The 14,749-nt window shown below is 56.2% G+C and carries 12 protein-coding genes; 4 read left to right on the top strand and 8 right to left on the bottom strand.

The window, feature by feature from the left end; translation table 11 throughout:
* Positions 1–73: 73 nt before the first annotated feature.
* The 6 genes from BMX75_RS05305 to BMX75_RS05280 all read right to left on the bottom strand — a co-directional run bounded on the left by BMX75_RS05305 (position 74) and on the right by BMX75_RS05280 (position 7,714).
* The gene (locus BMX75_RS05305; RefSeq protein ID WP_092825876.1) at positions 74–1,087 is read right to left on the bottom strand and encodes an ABC transporter permease; all 1,014 of its coding nucleotides are present in this window, start codon (positions 1,085–1,087) and stop codon (positions 74–76) included.
* Positions 1,084–2,034 carry an ABC transporter permease gene (locus BMX75_RS05300; RefSeq protein WP_092825874.1) on the bottom strand — a complete coding sequence of 317 codons (951 nt, stop codon included), beginning with the start codon at positions 2,032–2,034 and terminating at the stop codon, positions 1,084–1,086. Before BMX75_RS05300 ends, BMX75_RS05305 begins: the two co-directional genes overlap by 4 nt.
* A 39-nt stretch (positions 2,035–2,073) precedes the next feature.
* Positions 2,074–3,600 carry a sugar ABC transporter ATP-binding protein gene (locus BMX75_RS05295; protein WP_092825872.1) on the bottom strand — a complete coding sequence of 509 codons (1,527 nt, stop codon included), beginning with the start codon at positions 3,598–3,600 and terminating at the stop codon, positions 2,074–2,076.
* Positions 3,601–3,876: 276 nt separating this feature from the next.
* Positions 3,877–5,019: a mandelate racemase/muconate lactonizing enzyme family protein gene (locus BMX75_RS05290; protein ID WP_092825870.1), complete on the bottom strand. Its 1,143-nt coding sequence runs from the start codon at positions 5,017–5,019 to the stop codon at positions 3,877–3,879.
* Positions 5,016–6,215 carry an iron-containing alcohol dehydrogenase gene (locus BMX75_RS05285; RefSeq protein ID WP_092825868.1) on the bottom strand — a complete coding sequence of 400 codons (1,200 nt, stop codon included), beginning with the start codon at positions 6,213–6,215 and terminating at the stop codon, positions 5,016–5,018. Before BMX75_RS05285 ends, BMX75_RS05290 begins: the two co-directional genes overlap by 4 nt.
* 5 nt (positions 6,216–6,220) lie before the next feature.
* A complete protein-coding gene (locus tag BMX75_RS05280) occupies positions 6,221–7,714 on the bottom strand; it encodes an aldehyde dehydrogenase (RefSeq protein WP_092825866.1) in 1,494 nt (497 codons plus the stop codon).
* A gap of 183 nt (positions 7,715–7,897) precedes the next feature.
* Between BMX75_RS05280 and BMX75_RS05275 the strand changes: the two genes are divergently transcribed.
* On the top strand, positions 7,898–8,803 hold the full coding sequence (locus BMX75_RS05275) for a LysR substrate-binding domain-containing protein (RefSeq protein ID WP_092825864.1): 906 nt from the start codon (positions 7,898–7,900) through the stop codon (positions 8,801–8,803).
* 9 nt (positions 8,804–8,812) lie between these two features.
* On the opposite strand, the gene BMX75_RS05270 is transcribed toward BMX75_RS05275, so the two are convergent.
* Positions 8,813–9,757: a LysR substrate-binding domain-containing protein gene (locus BMX75_RS05270; protein WP_092825862.1), complete on the bottom strand. Its 945-nt coding sequence runs from the start codon at positions 9,755–9,757 to the stop codon at positions 8,813–8,815.
* 101 nt (positions 9,758–9,858) lie between these two features.
* On the opposite strand from BMX75_RS05270, the gene BMX75_RS05265 reads away from it, so the two are divergent.
* From BMX75_RS05265 to BMX75_RS05255, 3 genes are all read left to right on the top strand, one after another.
* Entirely contained in the window at positions 9,859–10,749 is an 891-nt protein-coding gene (locus BMX75_RS05265) for a HalD/BesD family halogenase (protein ID WP_092825860.1), read from the top strand.
* A 37-nt stretch (positions 10,750–10,786) separates the two neighbouring features.
* Positions 10,787–12,040: a M24 family metallopeptidase gene (locus BMX75_RS05260; protein WP_092825858.1), complete on the top strand. Its 1,254-nt coding sequence runs from the start codon at positions 10,787–10,789 to the stop codon at positions 12,038–12,040.
* 120 nt (positions 12,041–12,160) lie between these two features.
* On the top strand, positions 12,161–13,030 hold the full coding sequence (locus BMX75_RS05255; RefSeq protein WP_092825856.1) for a glycine betaine ABC transporter substrate-binding protein: 870 nt from the start codon (positions 12,161–12,163) through the stop codon (positions 13,028–13,030).
* 184 nt (positions 13,031–13,214) lie between these two features.
* Here the strand turns inward: BMX75_RS05255 and BMX75_RS05250 are convergent, their stop codons facing one another.
* Positions 13,215–14,720: a tripartite tricarboxylate transporter permease gene (locus tag BMX75_RS05250; RefSeq protein WP_092825854.1), complete on the bottom strand. Its 1,506-nt coding sequence runs from the start codon at positions 14,718–14,720 to the stop codon at positions 13,215–13,217.
* Positions 14,721–14,749 lie beyond the last annotated feature (29 nt).

Genomic DNA, 14,749 nt, shown 5'->3' with positions numbered 1-14,749 from the left:
TTTGTATTAAATTTAAAACGTTTGCATTTTTTATGATATTTTTTAAGTCTATAAAACCTCCTGCCTCATGGCATTAATTGGGTTTTTTAAGCATCGACTGAAGTCCAGTAAATATTTGCTCACGCAACATTATTAACGCGACTAAAATGACGATGCCTTCGAGAATTGTTTTCCATCCTTGACCAACTCCCAATGCACTAAGCATTGAGCTCAATGTGGTAAGCAATAATGCTCCACCGACTGTCCCGAGAAAACTGCCGCGGCCACCGAGTATGGAAGATCCACCCACAACAACGGCAGCAATAGATGGTAGTAAATAATCATCACCCATTCTTAGGGTTGCTCCGTTGGCATATGCAGCCAGAAGCACTCCGGCGAGTGCACTGCAGGCCGCTGAGATGGCATACGCAGAGATGGTCATTCTTTTTACTGCAATGCCTGCGATATTAGCAGCATCAGGATTATTACCCACGGCATTCAATTTTCGGCCAAACGCAGAATAGGACTGTAGGATGGTGAAAATAAGAATAAATACCAGCATGAGTAGTATCGGTAATGCCACACCGAGTACTTTATTTTGCATGAAAGCATTTAGCATGGGCGCCGGAAATCCTCGTGGAGTACCTTCGGTGAAACCCAGGCACACGCTATATACAATCAATCCCATCGCCATGGTCATGATAAAAGGAGGAATGGATAGGTGCGTTACCCCAAGCCCGCTAATCACACCCACCAAGGCACTAATGAGCAGAATTCCAGGGATTATAAAGTAGAGACCCTCATTAGTTCCCTGCATAAATGTGGTTGACAGTACTCCACCTAGAGTAATCATCGATGCGACAGAAAGGTCCAAACCACGAACCAATATCACCAGCCCCTGGCCAAAGGCACATATGACCAGAAAGCTGCTGAGGTACAGGACGTTCATCAGCTGGGATATACCACCAAGCGATGGGCTAACGAGACGCGAACCAAAGATCATGAGTACAACCAAGCCGTATATAGTCAGTACCGCAATGGTTGTGCTATTGAGCCGTTGAGCCTGACGCGTGTCCTGTTTGTCGGTTACGCTATAGAAAGGATTCATGTGATATTCCTCTTGTCGACGACGAACTGGACAGCGCCTGAGAATAGAACTGCCAAGATCATGATCAGGCCTTGAACCATTCCGGTGTAAAAAGAGGACACGCCAATAGAGAAAAGAAACTTCTGCATCAGCACGAGGGTCGCAGCGCCCAAGAGTGAGGCTGTAACACCACCTCGACCACCGCCAAAGGCTGTTCCCCCTAAAGCGACGGCTGCAAAAGTAAGCAATAGGAAGGGCTCTCCAGCCGAAGGGCTGCCCGTTGATGTCTGGGCCGCCAGGAAGTAAGCCGCTAATGCATAAAAAGCGCCGGCCCATATGAAAGAGAAGAACTTCGTTCTCGCTACATCAATACCCGAAAGCTCAGACGCTTTGGCATCTTGACCAATAGCCAGCAGGTTACGACCTGCATTAGTCCTGCGGAACACAAACCACAGCATTGCCACCAGAAAGGCGACGATGATGGAGACGGGAACTTCCAAGACACTGCCAGTAAGTTCATAGGCCATGAAGTCTGATACATAGCCACCTGGTGCTCTAAGAATTAGCAGCGCTATACCTTGGCAAATGATCATGGTCGCTAGAGTTGCCGCAATAGCCTGGATCTTCAAATAAGCCACGACAAATCCGTTGATGGCACCCACTAATATGCCAACAGTCAGCGCGATCCCTAAAATGCCGACAGCGCCGATAGCACCATCGAACTGCAATACCGCTACAATAGAATTCACTAGCGAAATAGTACCGGCAACAGAAAGGTCGAAGCCTCCCTGTAATATGACAAAGGTGGCGCCTGCAGCCGCTAACATCAATGGTAAGGAGTTGTTGAACAACCCTTGAATTGAATAAGCCGAGAGTGCAGAAGGCTGTACGGCAGCGTATATGGCAAAAATAATTAAATAAATCACCATGATCATTAGGCCGCTATCGGCCATTTTCTTAATGGTCATGCTGTAGCCCCTGTGTTTTTTTTGGCATTGTTTGAAGGTTCACACGGCCTCCTGAATGCTTTCCTTCCTGGCATTTACTGGGCCGTGTGCAGAAGCCAGTAACCGTTCCTCGGAAATTTCATTTGCTGCAACGTCATCTGTTATGAGGCCGTCATAAACAACCAGGCAACGCGAACTGAGCTGCACCAGTTCGGAGAGCTCGGAAGAATAGAAAATAATAGCGCCCCCTTGATCCACGAAATGGCGCATCATTGCGTAGATGGATTGCTTGGTGCCGACATCCACCCCTCTGGTTGGATCAAATAGCACCAGAATCTTAGCGCCTGTCATAAGGGCACGAGCCAATAATACCTTCTGTTGATTGCCCCCAGAGAGGTTGCCAACTTCGAAATCGAGATAGCGTGTTGAAAGGCCTACCTGGCTTGCAGCCTCTGCGGCCAGATGACGTTCGAGACGGCCATTGACGATTTTCGCCCAACCTGTTGTAGCAAAATTGGGTATGGAAATATTCGCTGCTGCACTTAAGCTGGGAAATATACCTTCAGTCTTCCGCTCTTCGGGCACGAAAGCGATTCCAGGGTTAACCCGGAGGGCTTGTCGAGGTGAGTTTAGCGAGGTGACCTTATTACCGACCTTTATTTCTCCTGATTTCGGTTTATGCAATCCGCCAAATATACGAAAGAGTTCCTGCTGGCCCTGACCTTCCAACCCGGCAACACCGAGTATCTCTCCAGCATGAAGTTTAAGGTTGATCCCTTTCAGCATTTTCGATGCTAGTTGATCTGTTTCGAGCAATACCTCTTTGTTGGTAGCGTTCTCCTGGGACGCTTTGTTCTTGTGGCTCGATTCATGTCCTACCATCATTGAAAAAATGTCTTCGTCATCGACACCTTCCAGATCAACTGTTCCCATCGTCGCGCCATTGCGCAGGATAGTCGCCCTTTGACATATTTCTCTTACTTCATTGAGACGGTGGGAAATGTACAGAACACTCACGCCTTGCGACGTGACGTGACGTATTTGACGAAATAGCCAGCTGGTATCAGGCAGTGCGGCGGTAGGCTCATCGAGAATTAATAGGCAATGCGCATGGCTGAGCGCACGAACGAGTTCAATACGCTGTCGCTGGGCTAGGGTCAGGTCAGCAACAATCGACTGGGAGGAAATGTCATCGATTTCCCATTCGATTAACACCTCATTGGCGCGTTCGAAAATACTAGCCTTGGATTCTGGCCAAAAGCGACCCGAAGATGCCCGGGGCAAAAGAAGATTTTCAGCAACAGTCATGTTGGGGATTAAGCTAAGCTCTTGGAATGCAGTTGCAATTCCCCAGCGTCTCGCCTCTATGATCGAGCTTGGCCGGATGATTTCTTCATCAAGCGATATGCTCCCGGCATTTGAGCTAACGACCCCCGATAAAATCTTAACCAGAGTGGACTTGCCCGCACCATTTTCACCAAGGACGGCATGCACCTCGCCAGGCCAAATGCCCATATCGACTCCGCTCAGGGCGACAGTGGCTCCATAACGCTTGGACAGATTACTTATATTTATTCTTTCGGTCATGTGCGTCTCCAAACAGCACCGCCATCTTTGCAAACGTTTGCATAGATACAGATATTATTTTTCTACATGAAAGAAGTATTTCTTCCCGCAAAATTTAAAACGTTTGCATAACTAATAATTAACGAATGACATCCTGTCAAATGGCCACCTAGTAATTTCGACTATTGTCTAACGAGTACTCGTCTGACGCCAAGCTCGCCGTGGCCATTGAAACCTCCGCAATACCAGAAACAGAGCTTGGCGCGTATTGCCGCAAAAAGCCTTTATTGACAGCCGCTATTGCCAAGTTGCCTGGTCCGCACGAGTGGCCGCGAGGCGTGCTTCATCAAGTGTGATGCCGAGGCCAGGTTCGTCAGAGAGTGTCAGCCAGCCTTGGGCATCGGGCTTGATAGCGGTGGTCAGCGGAAAGTCGCGAACCTTGGGTGTCCATTCCGGTGGGTCGAAGGGGTACTCCAGATAAGGGCAGCCAGCCGGGCCAACCGCTCCGGCGGTGAGATGCAGATTGGCGGCAAGGCCGATGCCGTTCCCCCAGGTGTGCGGGGTGAACCACTTGCCTGCTGTGGTGACCTCTTTCGCCAGTCTGGATAAGCCGAGAAGCCCGATTGAGCAGACGGCGTCCGGTTGGTAGACGTCAAGACACTGCTGGCGCAGCATTTCGCGGAATTCGTAGGGTTCGCGGGTCATCTCGCCACCGGCGATTTTAAGCCGTTCGCCGGTCAGGTCGTTGAGGGCGCGCATCCCAGGATAATCGCCGCGATAGAGCGGCTCCTCCATCCAAAGCACATGATGGTGAATTAACTCCTCAGCCACCTCGCTTGCCTTGGCCAGGTCCCAGGGGGCTTGGGTATCCCAGGGCATCCGCCAACCCTGGTTGCAGTCGACCATCAGGTCCAGCTCTTTTCCCACGGCATTACGTACCGCCGCGAGCACCGCTAGATCATCGTCGAGACGGTGACGGCCAAAGCGTAGTTTCATGGCGGGGATGCCCGCGTCGCGAATCTGCTCGGCGAGGGCAACGACCTGCTCCGTAGGGCGATGAGTACCGCTGGAGGCGTACGCCTTCAGGCGCGACGAGGTGCCGCCCAACAATTGCCATAACGGTTGTGCCTTGATCTTGCCGATCAAGTCCCATAGAGCGACTTCCAGTGGCCAGCAACGCCCGGCATGAAAGCCGATGTTGTCTATCACGGTACTGTGGCGTTCGATGGCTAACGGGTCTTGCCCAATGAATAGCGACCGGAAGTCGTCGAAGCCATACATGGCATCGCCCGAGCCGATGCCTTCACGGCCTTCGCTGTCGATCACGCGAACGATGGCAGCCGGAAACTTGTGCCTGGGTTGGCTATCCCAGGCTGCCGGGAAGGGTGGGTCGAGCTCGCACTGGTGCTGGCTGATCTCGATGCGCTCGATCACGTTCATGCGCTGATCTCCCGGTTCTGGGTGGCAAGCTCGGCAACACGGCGATCGAACACAGTCACAGTGGCGTCAGCGAGCCATTGCCAGTCCTCGCCCGTTGGGCGGCGGGCCGCGTTGCGGGCCATGGGCGCGTTTTCCTCTTTTTGCATGGTCAAGGCGAGCGTCTCAGTGTCTAGTGTCAGCGTGGCGAAGGGGGCAAGGGCCTGGTTGAAGCGGGTCTGATCAGCAAGTTCGCGGAATAGCCTGGGTAGCTCTTGTGCCTTGCTCCCGGCTTTCAGGGCATGGGCCGCTGGCGCAAAACATGCCTCATTGTCTGCCACCGACCACGCCAGTGACGCTTCCAGGGCCAGCGTTACGGCAACACCGTGGGGTAAATGAAAACAGCTACCCAGGGCATGGCCGATGTTGTGGGCGATGCCGGTACCGCCATTATCAATGGCCTGGCCCGCCAGGCAAGCGGCCTCCTGCATGCGTTGGCGGGCCACCAGGTCATTCGGGGTGGTCACCGCCGTGGGCAGCGCCTGGCCTACCTGGCGGATGGCCTGCAGCGCTGGGGCCTCAATGAAAGTGTGTCGCCCTTGGCCGGTAGTGGCCTCCAGCGCGTGGACGAAGGCATCCAGGCCGGTGGTGGCGGTGAGCGGGGCGGGCAGACCACGGGTTAGCACCGGGTCAAGCAGGACCGCGTCGGGTAGCAGTTCGTCGCCCCAGGCCCAAAGCTTGCGTCCCTCAACGTCGGTGAGGATCGACGTGCGTGTGACCTCGGAGCCGGTACCCGAGGTCGTTGGCACCATTACGGCGGGTACGCGCCCTGCCCAGGGGGTCCTGGCCAGCAGGTAATTTTCCATGTCACCCTGGCTTTCTGCGAGTGCGGCGACCAGCTTGGCGATGTCTAACGCGGTGCCGCCGCCCAGCCCTATCACCAGAGGGCGGCCGGGCAGGGCGCGAACCGCCGCGGCTGCCTCATCGGCGGTAGCGACGCTGGGTTCGCCCGTCGGTGCCAGGAAGGTATCTACCTCGGCATCAGCCGTCAGGTCGTCGACCAGGGCATCGACCAGGCCGGTCGCGGCAAGGCCCTGGTCACTAATGATCATGTAACGGCTGGCGCCCAGGCGGCGGCGAAGCTCGGGTAGCTGCTCAAGACTGCCAGGTCCTGCGATGATCGGTGTCTGACGTCCGGTGTGAAAATGGTTCAGGGGCATAGGGCTCAAATCTCGATCCAGGTGGTCTTGAGTTCTGTGTATTTATCAAAGGCATGGAGCGATTTGTCGCGGCCCTGGCCGGATTGCTTGTAGCCACCAAAGGGCGCATTGATCGATGTGTGGTCGTAACAGTTGACCCAAACGGTGCCTGCACGCAGGGCGCGGGCGGCGCGGTGGCCGTCGCGTAGCCGGTCGGTCCAGATCGCCGCTCCGAGGCCATAGTCGGTGTCATTGGCGATGGCCAGCGCCTCATCCAGGTCGTCCACGGTAATCACCACCAGAACAGGGCCGAAAATCTCTTCGCGGGCCACCTGCATATCGTTGGTGACATCGTCGAGTACTGCCGGGGTCAGGTAGTACCCGCCGCTCTCGCTGCGTACCTGCTCGCCGCCAAACAGCAGTTGCGCCCCTTCGCGCTGGCCCTGCTCGAGATACCCCTGCACCTTTTCCATATGCGCCTGTTCAATCATCGCCCCCATCTGTACCGATGGGTCGAGCGGGTCACCGGGCTGTAGTGCCTCGGCCCAACCGCGGAGTTTGGCAAGAAGGGGTTCCTTGACCGTTCGATCGACGATCAGGCGGGTACCCGCGTGGCAGGTCTCGCCCTGGTTGTACCAGACGCCATAGGCGACCGACATGGCGATGGTGTCCAAATCTTCCACATCGCGCGTGACGATGTGTGGGCTCTTGCCGCCGCACTCCAGACCGATGCGCTTCATGTTGGAGTGCGCGGAATACTCAAGGAAAGCCTTCCCGACCTCAGTGGAGCCGGTGAAACCGACAGCATCGACGCCGTCATGCAGGCCCAATGCCTTGCCAGCGATGTGGCCAAGCCCTGTGACCACCTGGAAGGCGCCCGCGGGAATGCCAGCACCCTGGGCGAGCTCGGCCACCTTGAGCGTTGCCAGGCTAGACTGCTCGGCGGGCTTAAGGATCACCGAGTTGCCAGCGCCGAGTGCCGGGCCGATCTTCCAACTGGCGATAATCAAGGGGTAGTTCCATGGCACCACGGCGGCCACCACGCCCATTGGCTCACGGTCTATCAGGCAGACGCTCGTTGAGCCGTTAGGTGCCGTCTCACCGTAAAGCTTGTCGAGTGACTCGGCATACCAGCGCAGCCCTCCGACCAGGCCGGGCACATCCACGGTTGTGGTCTGGCCGATCGGCTTGCCGGTTTCCAGGGTCTCGAGCAACGCAATGTCGTCAAGCTGTGCCTCAATGGCATCCGCCCAGGCGAGCATGCGCGATTTGCGCTCGGTGGGCGGCAGGTCTCGCCATTCACCACTCTCGAAGCTGCGGCGTGCAGTGGCGACGGCGAGGTCGACGTCGGCGTTGTCGCAAGCTGCTACATCCGTAAGTACCTGACCGGTGGCCGGGTTCTCTGCAGAAAAGGTGGCGCCGCTGAGAGCGTGGACGAATTGGCCGTCGATATAGGCCAGTTGCGGTAGCGGGAGCGTGCTTGCACGTTTCTGCCAGTCGGCGTGGGAACGGTCCGTCATTTAATAACCTCGGCGGTGAGTTGGCATGTCGTCGTGATGCTAGGCGCTCAGCTGTGGCCCCACAAACGACGAAAGCGAACCCCGGGTATTCCTATAACTCATGCAAGGCTGGTATTGGGCAGGTGTTTACTGACATTATCGGGTAAGTTACTGCGAAAAAATCACCCAATGAGGCTTCGGCGCATGTCACGCACGTTACCCCCACTCAACTCTCTCAAGGCCTTCGAGGCCGCCGCCGAGTGTGCGAGTTTTACCCTGGCGGCACAGCGGCTCTGCGTGACTCAGAGCGCGGTCAGCCGTCAAGTCAAGTTGCTGGAGGAGCAACTGGGAGTGTCGCTTTTCCAACGTGGTTCGGGTCACCTTCGACTGACCGACGCGGGGCGCCGGTTGCAACCAGTGTTGCGTCAGTCCTTTGATCGCATTGCCTGGACCGTAAGAGGCTTGCAAGAGCCTGATGCTGTTCCCCACCTGCGCCTGAATGCGCCACCGACCTTTGCCAACCGATGGTTGATCCCGCGGCTGGGGCGTTTGAAATCATTACATCCGGATCTGGAACTGTCCCTGACAACGCGCGCCGATGACGACCTTGTGGGCGACGAAAACCTGGACGCAGCGATTCGTTTTGGAACCGGTGAGTGGTCGGATGCCGAGATAGTTCACTTGATGCAAGAAAGTCATATTGCCGTCTGCGCACCCAAGCTCAGGGGGTCTATGCGTCGTGATGCGCTCGACCTCAATCACCAGGTGCTGCTCCATGTCCTGTGGGGTGAGGATCGCTTTCATACCTGGGATCACTGGTTGTCAGCGGCCGGTATCGAAGGCGTGAAGACCAGCGGGGGTATCGCGTTTGATCTGTTGGAATTGGCGATTCATGCCGCCGTCAACGCCGTCGGGGTGACGATCGCTGACCGGCACATGGTTGCCCGTGAGCTGGATAGAGGGGAGCTTGTATCTTGGCTTGATGTCGAGGTTACCGGGCATCGTTCCTACTGGTTGGCAACCCGGCCGCACCAGGTGGAGTCGGCCAACCTCAAGCTTTTCCGCCAATGGCTGGCGCAAGAGATCGAAGATCCCCCCACCGGTCTATAGCCGTCTTGGTTAAATGTCCATTTGCGGAAGACCGTCAAAGGGCTGGGCGTCGTCGTGGAGGCTGCTATCAGAGAGAAGTTGTTCCCGCAGTAAGTCGACGAGCGTATCCCCCGCGGGATGTTGAAAACTCGGCGATTGTCGAACCGTCAGCTCGGCAGGTGGCAGCGCCGGGAACCCGTCCGCTTCATCAAGGATGCGCCAGTTCTCAGGCATGGCGCGTCGATCAGTGACCGTGACGGCCTTGCCCTGGTTGACGGCAACACGCAACCCGGTGGGGCTTTGGGTGGTATATTCCAGCGACCATTGCCTGCCCAGGCGAGCAAGGGCTTCCAGGGCGCGTTCTCGATAAGGGCAGTGGTCGGGGAAGAGTGCCAGTGCGAGCGGCGTATTGGGGTCGACACGATAATCTCGATGCGCTGCCCAGACCACTTCCTCGTGGCCCATTGATACCCCATGCCGTTGGCTCTTGTGTTGAATGGTCAGCACGAGATCCAGTTCTCCCGCTTCCAATGACTCGATGAGCTCACTCGACATGCGGCAATGAATATGCGGCCGAATGCGAGGATGGCGTTCGGCAAAGCGGCCCAATAGTGCCGGTAGCCAGGCTTCGGCATAATTTTCTGGTAGACCGAAACGAATGATGCCGTCGTGGTCGCCGTGACCAAGCACGCTCAACGCTTCACGTTGCAATTGCAACAGGCGACGGGCGTAGACCAGGAACGTTTCCCCATCTTGAGTGAGTGCCAGTTGGCGGCTTGTACGCTGCAATAGACGCGTGCCGAGCCGTTCTTCCAGGGTGCGGATGCGCAGGCTGATTGTCGACTGCGTCTTATGCAGCTGGTTGGCGGCAGCAGTAAAGCCATTGTTGTCCACCACGGCAACGAAAGCACTCAGCAGCTCATTGTCGAGTGACGGCGTGCGGGACGAGCTATCGGTAAAGTCGATGGAATCCATCACAAGGAATTGTTTCCTCAATAGAGCAGGTTTATCCACTATGCCTCCAGATAAGCCCGGGTGCCAAGCCCGGTTCCTGTTTGCTTCTGGAGGATAATGCAATGCTGAACGCTGATCAGTTGGCGGATGCCGAGCGCCTGGATCTATCTGCCTTCGTCAATACCGAGCGCTATCCACTCGATGACCCTGATAGTCCGGCGCTGGTTGAGGTCATTGAGTCTGCCCGGCGTGATCTTGACCGTGAGGGCTGTGCGGTGCTGCGAGGTTTTCTGCACCCGAGCGTACTTGAGCAGGCGCGGGAGGAGAGCTCGCGCATGGCCGAGAAGAGCTTCTTCAACACGCGTCAGGTCAACGCCTACTTTACGGCTGATGACCCCTCGCTGCCGGATGATGATCCGCGCCGGATATTCATGACGCGTACCAGTGGTTTTGTTACACGGGACATGATCACGGCAGATAGCCTGATTCATCGGCTCTATGTTTCCAGGGCCATGAAGTCGCTGGTGGCCCGCTGTCTTGGCGAAGAGCAGATTTACGAGTATGCCGACCCCTTTGCTGGCCTCGTGCTCAACGTATTGCCCGATGGTACTCAGCAGCCGTGGCACTACGACACCAACGAATTCATCGTCACCATGATGACGCAGCAGCCCGAAGCGGGTGGCGTTTTCGAGTATTGCCCGGGTATTCGTACACCGCAGGACGAAAACTATACCGGTGTCAGCGCGGTGATTCGTGAGGATGACTCAACACCTGTCAAGCGTTTGGATCTGCGTCCGGGGGACCTCCAGCTTTTCAAGGGGCGCTTCAGTCTGCACCGCGTCTCAGAGGTGCAAGGTGATACGCCAAGACTGACGGCCATTTTCGCCTATTCGCAGCAGCCCGGCGTGGTCGGCAAGCTGGAACGCACACGCCAACTGTACGGGCGTGTCGCTGAGCAGCATATCCAGGCAGAAGCCCGCTATGCCGAGCGTACTGACGGGCTGATCGACTAAGCACGTCTCCCTATATTTTCAATGAAGAGGAGAGACCATGAAGATGGATCTCGATACCCTCGGCATTCTTCCGCCGACCCATGAGCCCAGCGATTGCGAGCCGACGCCAGCCGAGATTGAACAGGTATTACTTGACCGCCTTGGCCGGGTTCGACGTGAACTCGTCAAACGCGACATGGCCGCGGTCGTGCTCTTCGATCCGGCACACGTACGTTATGCGACAGGGTCGCGCAACATGCAGGTCTACAGCTCGCGCAACCCGGCACGCTATGCGTTCGTGCCCGCCGAGGGGCCTGTGGTGTTGTTCGAGTTTTCCGGCTGCGAGCACCTGGCCAAGCATCTGCCAACGGTGGATGAGATTCGCCCAGCGAAAGCGATTTCTTATTACTTCAATGAGAAAAACACAGAGGCGGTCACACGCGCCTGGGCGGACGAGATCATCGACCTTGTTCGGCAATGCGGGGGCGGTAAGCGTATCGGCATCGAAAGCGCCACGCCGGAAGCGGCCTTCATGCTGCAGGCGAGTGGCTTCGAGGTATTGGATGCACAGGCGCCACTGGAATTGGCGCGTGCCATCAAGGTACCCAATGAGATCAAGATGGTTCGTTCGTCGCTGCGTGCGGTAGAAGATGGGGTTCGTAAGCTTGAAACAGCCATTCAACCGGGTGTTAGCGAGAACGCCGTCTGGTCACGGCTGCATCAGCACATCATCGAAACCGACGCTGACTTTGTCGAGACGCGATTGATGAACTCGGGACCGCGCACCAACCCATGGTTCCAGGAGTGCTCAGACCGAATCATTCAGGATGGCGAGCTGGTGGCGCTCGATACCGACGTGGTAGGGCGCTACGGCTATTATGCTGATTTCTCTCGCACTTTCCTGTGTGGCGATGGCCAGGCAAGCCAGGCCCAGAAGGACCTCTACGCCATGGCGTATGAACAGATCCGTACCAATATGGAAAACATCCGGCCCGGCATCAGTTTCAAGGAATACGCCGAGCGTGCCTGGCGACTGCCAGAAGCCTACAAGGCGCGCCGTTACTTCGCTCTGGCGCATGGCGTTGGCATGAATGGCGAGTATCCCTACATCGTTCATCGTGAGGATATCGACGACAAGGGCTACGACGGAATTATAGAGCCCGGAATGACGCTTTGCGTGGAGAGTTTTATCGGCCACGAAGAGGGTGGTGAAGGCGTCAAGCTTGAAGAACAGCTCTACGTACGCGACGACGGAAAAGTGGAGCTACTGTCCGATTACCCCTTCGATTCCAGGCTGCTGGGATACACCTAGTGAAACGGCACTGCATTCTTTTTTCTCATGATAGCTATTCGGTAATGTCGATCGTCATTCGATAATAACCTGCTACGATTGACTTTTTAGAATGGCTAAAACAAAAGGAAGGAACTTGGTATGAATAAAATGTCATCATCGGTCTTGATGGTAGGGCTTTTGGCAGCGGTAACTGGCGTTCAGGCAGACGATCACAAGTCATTGGTGATCGGCACCAACAACTGGGCCGAGAACATTGCCGTCGCCAACATGTGGAAGATCATTCTGGAAGAAGAGCATGGGTATGACATCGAACTCTCCGACGTCAGCAAGAGCGTGCTTTACAGTGGTCTGGCCAACGAAGATATCGATCTTTCCATGGAGATCTGGCTACCCACCACTGATGCTTCTTTCCTTGAGCCCCACAAGGATGAGATCGACGTGCACGATGTCTGGTACGAAGGCACTGGGTTGGGCCTGGTGGTGCCGAGCTACGTCGACATTGACACCATCCCCGAGATTGGCGAAAACGCCGACGCTTATGAGTACCAGGGGCGTCCAACGATTCTTGGCATTGATTCAGGTTCGGCAATTGCAGGCTCTACCGACGATGCGATAGACGTCTACGAATTGCCATTCAATCAAATTAACAGCTCTGGACCGGCGATGATGGCGGCGCTTGATGATGCCTATCAGCGCGAAGAGCCGATCGTCGTGACACTGTGGAGCCCGCATTGGGCTTTTGCTGAGTACGACCTCAAATATTTGGAAGATCCTAAAGGCGTTTACGGCGAAAGTGATGATATTCATTGGATGTCGCGTAAAGATTTCGGTGACGATGACCCCTGGCTAACGTCTGTGCTCAATGACTGGCACATGGACGACGATTCATTGGGTGGCTTGATGGCCGAAATCGAGCAAACCGGCGACCCGGTGGAAGGTGCCCAGACCTGGATCGATGAAAATCGTGACTTGATTGATGAATGGTTGGCTGCTGGCGATGAGGAATAGTTCAGCACTATTTCAGTGTCTATCATTGAAACAGAAGATGACCATGGCCGCCTGAAGGGCTTCTAAATATCTTCCCGGTGATAAATGAATGTCAGGTGAATAACGTCGTGGTCAACAGCTTGCGGTATCCCAAGGCCTGAACTCTTATCACAAGGAGTTCAGGCCTTTTAGATGGCGTCTGAGGCTAAGCATCTTGCGGCTTTTGGCGGTTCTCTCGTAAGTGGTAGCGAATGGCCAGCACGATAGAAATGACCGCGAGCCCGAGGAGCACCGCAGAGATCGGCCGTGTAAAGAACAGCGTCCAGTCTTCATTGGTCATCAACGCGCGGCGCAGGTTGGTCTCGGCGATGGGACCCAGAATCACCCCAAGCACCAGTGGTGCCAGTGGATAATCGAGCTTGGTCATGATGTAGCCGACCACGCCGATGCCCAGCAGCAGGTAGATGTCAGTGACGCGGTTATTCAGGGTAAAGGCGCCCACCAGGCAGCAGGTCAGCACCACCGGGACGATGATTGATTTTGGAATGCTGGTGACCTTGAGGAACAAACGCATGCTGCAAAGGCAGATGACCAGCATCATGGCACCGGCGACGAACATGGCCATGAACATGCCATAGACCGTATCGGCGTGGTCCATGATAAGACGAGGACCGACCCCGATGCCGTGTACCATCAAGGCTGCCATCAGCACGGCATCCACGGCACTGCCGGGAATCCCCAGGGCGATCATGGGAATCAGGCCGCCACCGGAGGTGGCCGAGTTGCCGGACTCTGAGGCAATGACGCCTTCGCTGCTGCCCTTGCCGAAGTCTTCAGGGCGACGGGAGCCTCGCTTGGCCTGGTCATAGGCGAGCAGGTTGGCGATGCTGCCCCCCGCCCCCGGTACGGCACCGATGAATACCCCGACCATGGACGAGCGTAGCAGGTTGATGGGGTTCATCAGGACTTCGCGCAGGGCCGCAAAGGGGTGAAATTCGATCCGCCCGGTAATCAGTTGGCGCCCCTGTTGCACCTGGTCGGGGCTTTCCACTTCCTTCAGCAGTTGACTCACGGCATAGATGCCGATCAGCACGACCAGGAAGGGAATGCCTGCCGAGAGCACGCGCAGGTCAAAGGTAAACCGGGTAACGCCCATCAGCGGGTCTGCGCCGACGGTGGCAATCAGCAGGCCCAACAGACCGGCCAGCAGGCCTCGTATCATCGAGCGCCCTACCAGACTCGCCACGATGGTCAGGGCAAATATGACGAGTGAGAAGTACTCCCATGCGCCCAGCTTCACGGCAATGAGCGCCAACGGCGGTGCCGCGACAATGAGAACCAGGGTGCTGACCAGGGTGCCGAAGAAAGAGGCCCAGATGCCCAGGGCCAAGGCTCGCCCTGGTTCGCCGTTGCGTGACATGGGGTAGGCATCAAAGGTGGTGGCCACCGCAGAGGGTGTGCCGGGGATGCCAAGCAATGCGGCACTGATCATGCCGCCGGTGTAGCCGCCGATGTACACGGCCAGCATGGTCGCCACGCCTTGCAGCGGAGGCATGGTGAAGGTCAGCGGCAAGGTCAGGACAATCGCCATGGTGATGGTGAAGCCTGGAATGGCGGCGGCGATGACGCCCACCGTTACCCCCACCAGCATGGTGAGCATGGTCGTGAAGGTAAAGAGCTGATCAGCCCCTAAAAAGATGGCTTCTAGCATGAGAGGTTCCTTGTAACGATGTACCGATA

The sequence above is a fragment of the Vreelandella subterranea genome (genome assembly GCF_900111305.1).
Lineage (GTDB): Bacteria > Pseudomonadota > Gammaproteobacteria > Pseudomonadales > Halomonadaceae > Vreelandella > Vreelandella subterranea.
The sequence above is the reverse complement of the archived record's forward strand: the minus strand, read 5'-3'. Positions and strand labels throughout refer to the sequence as shown.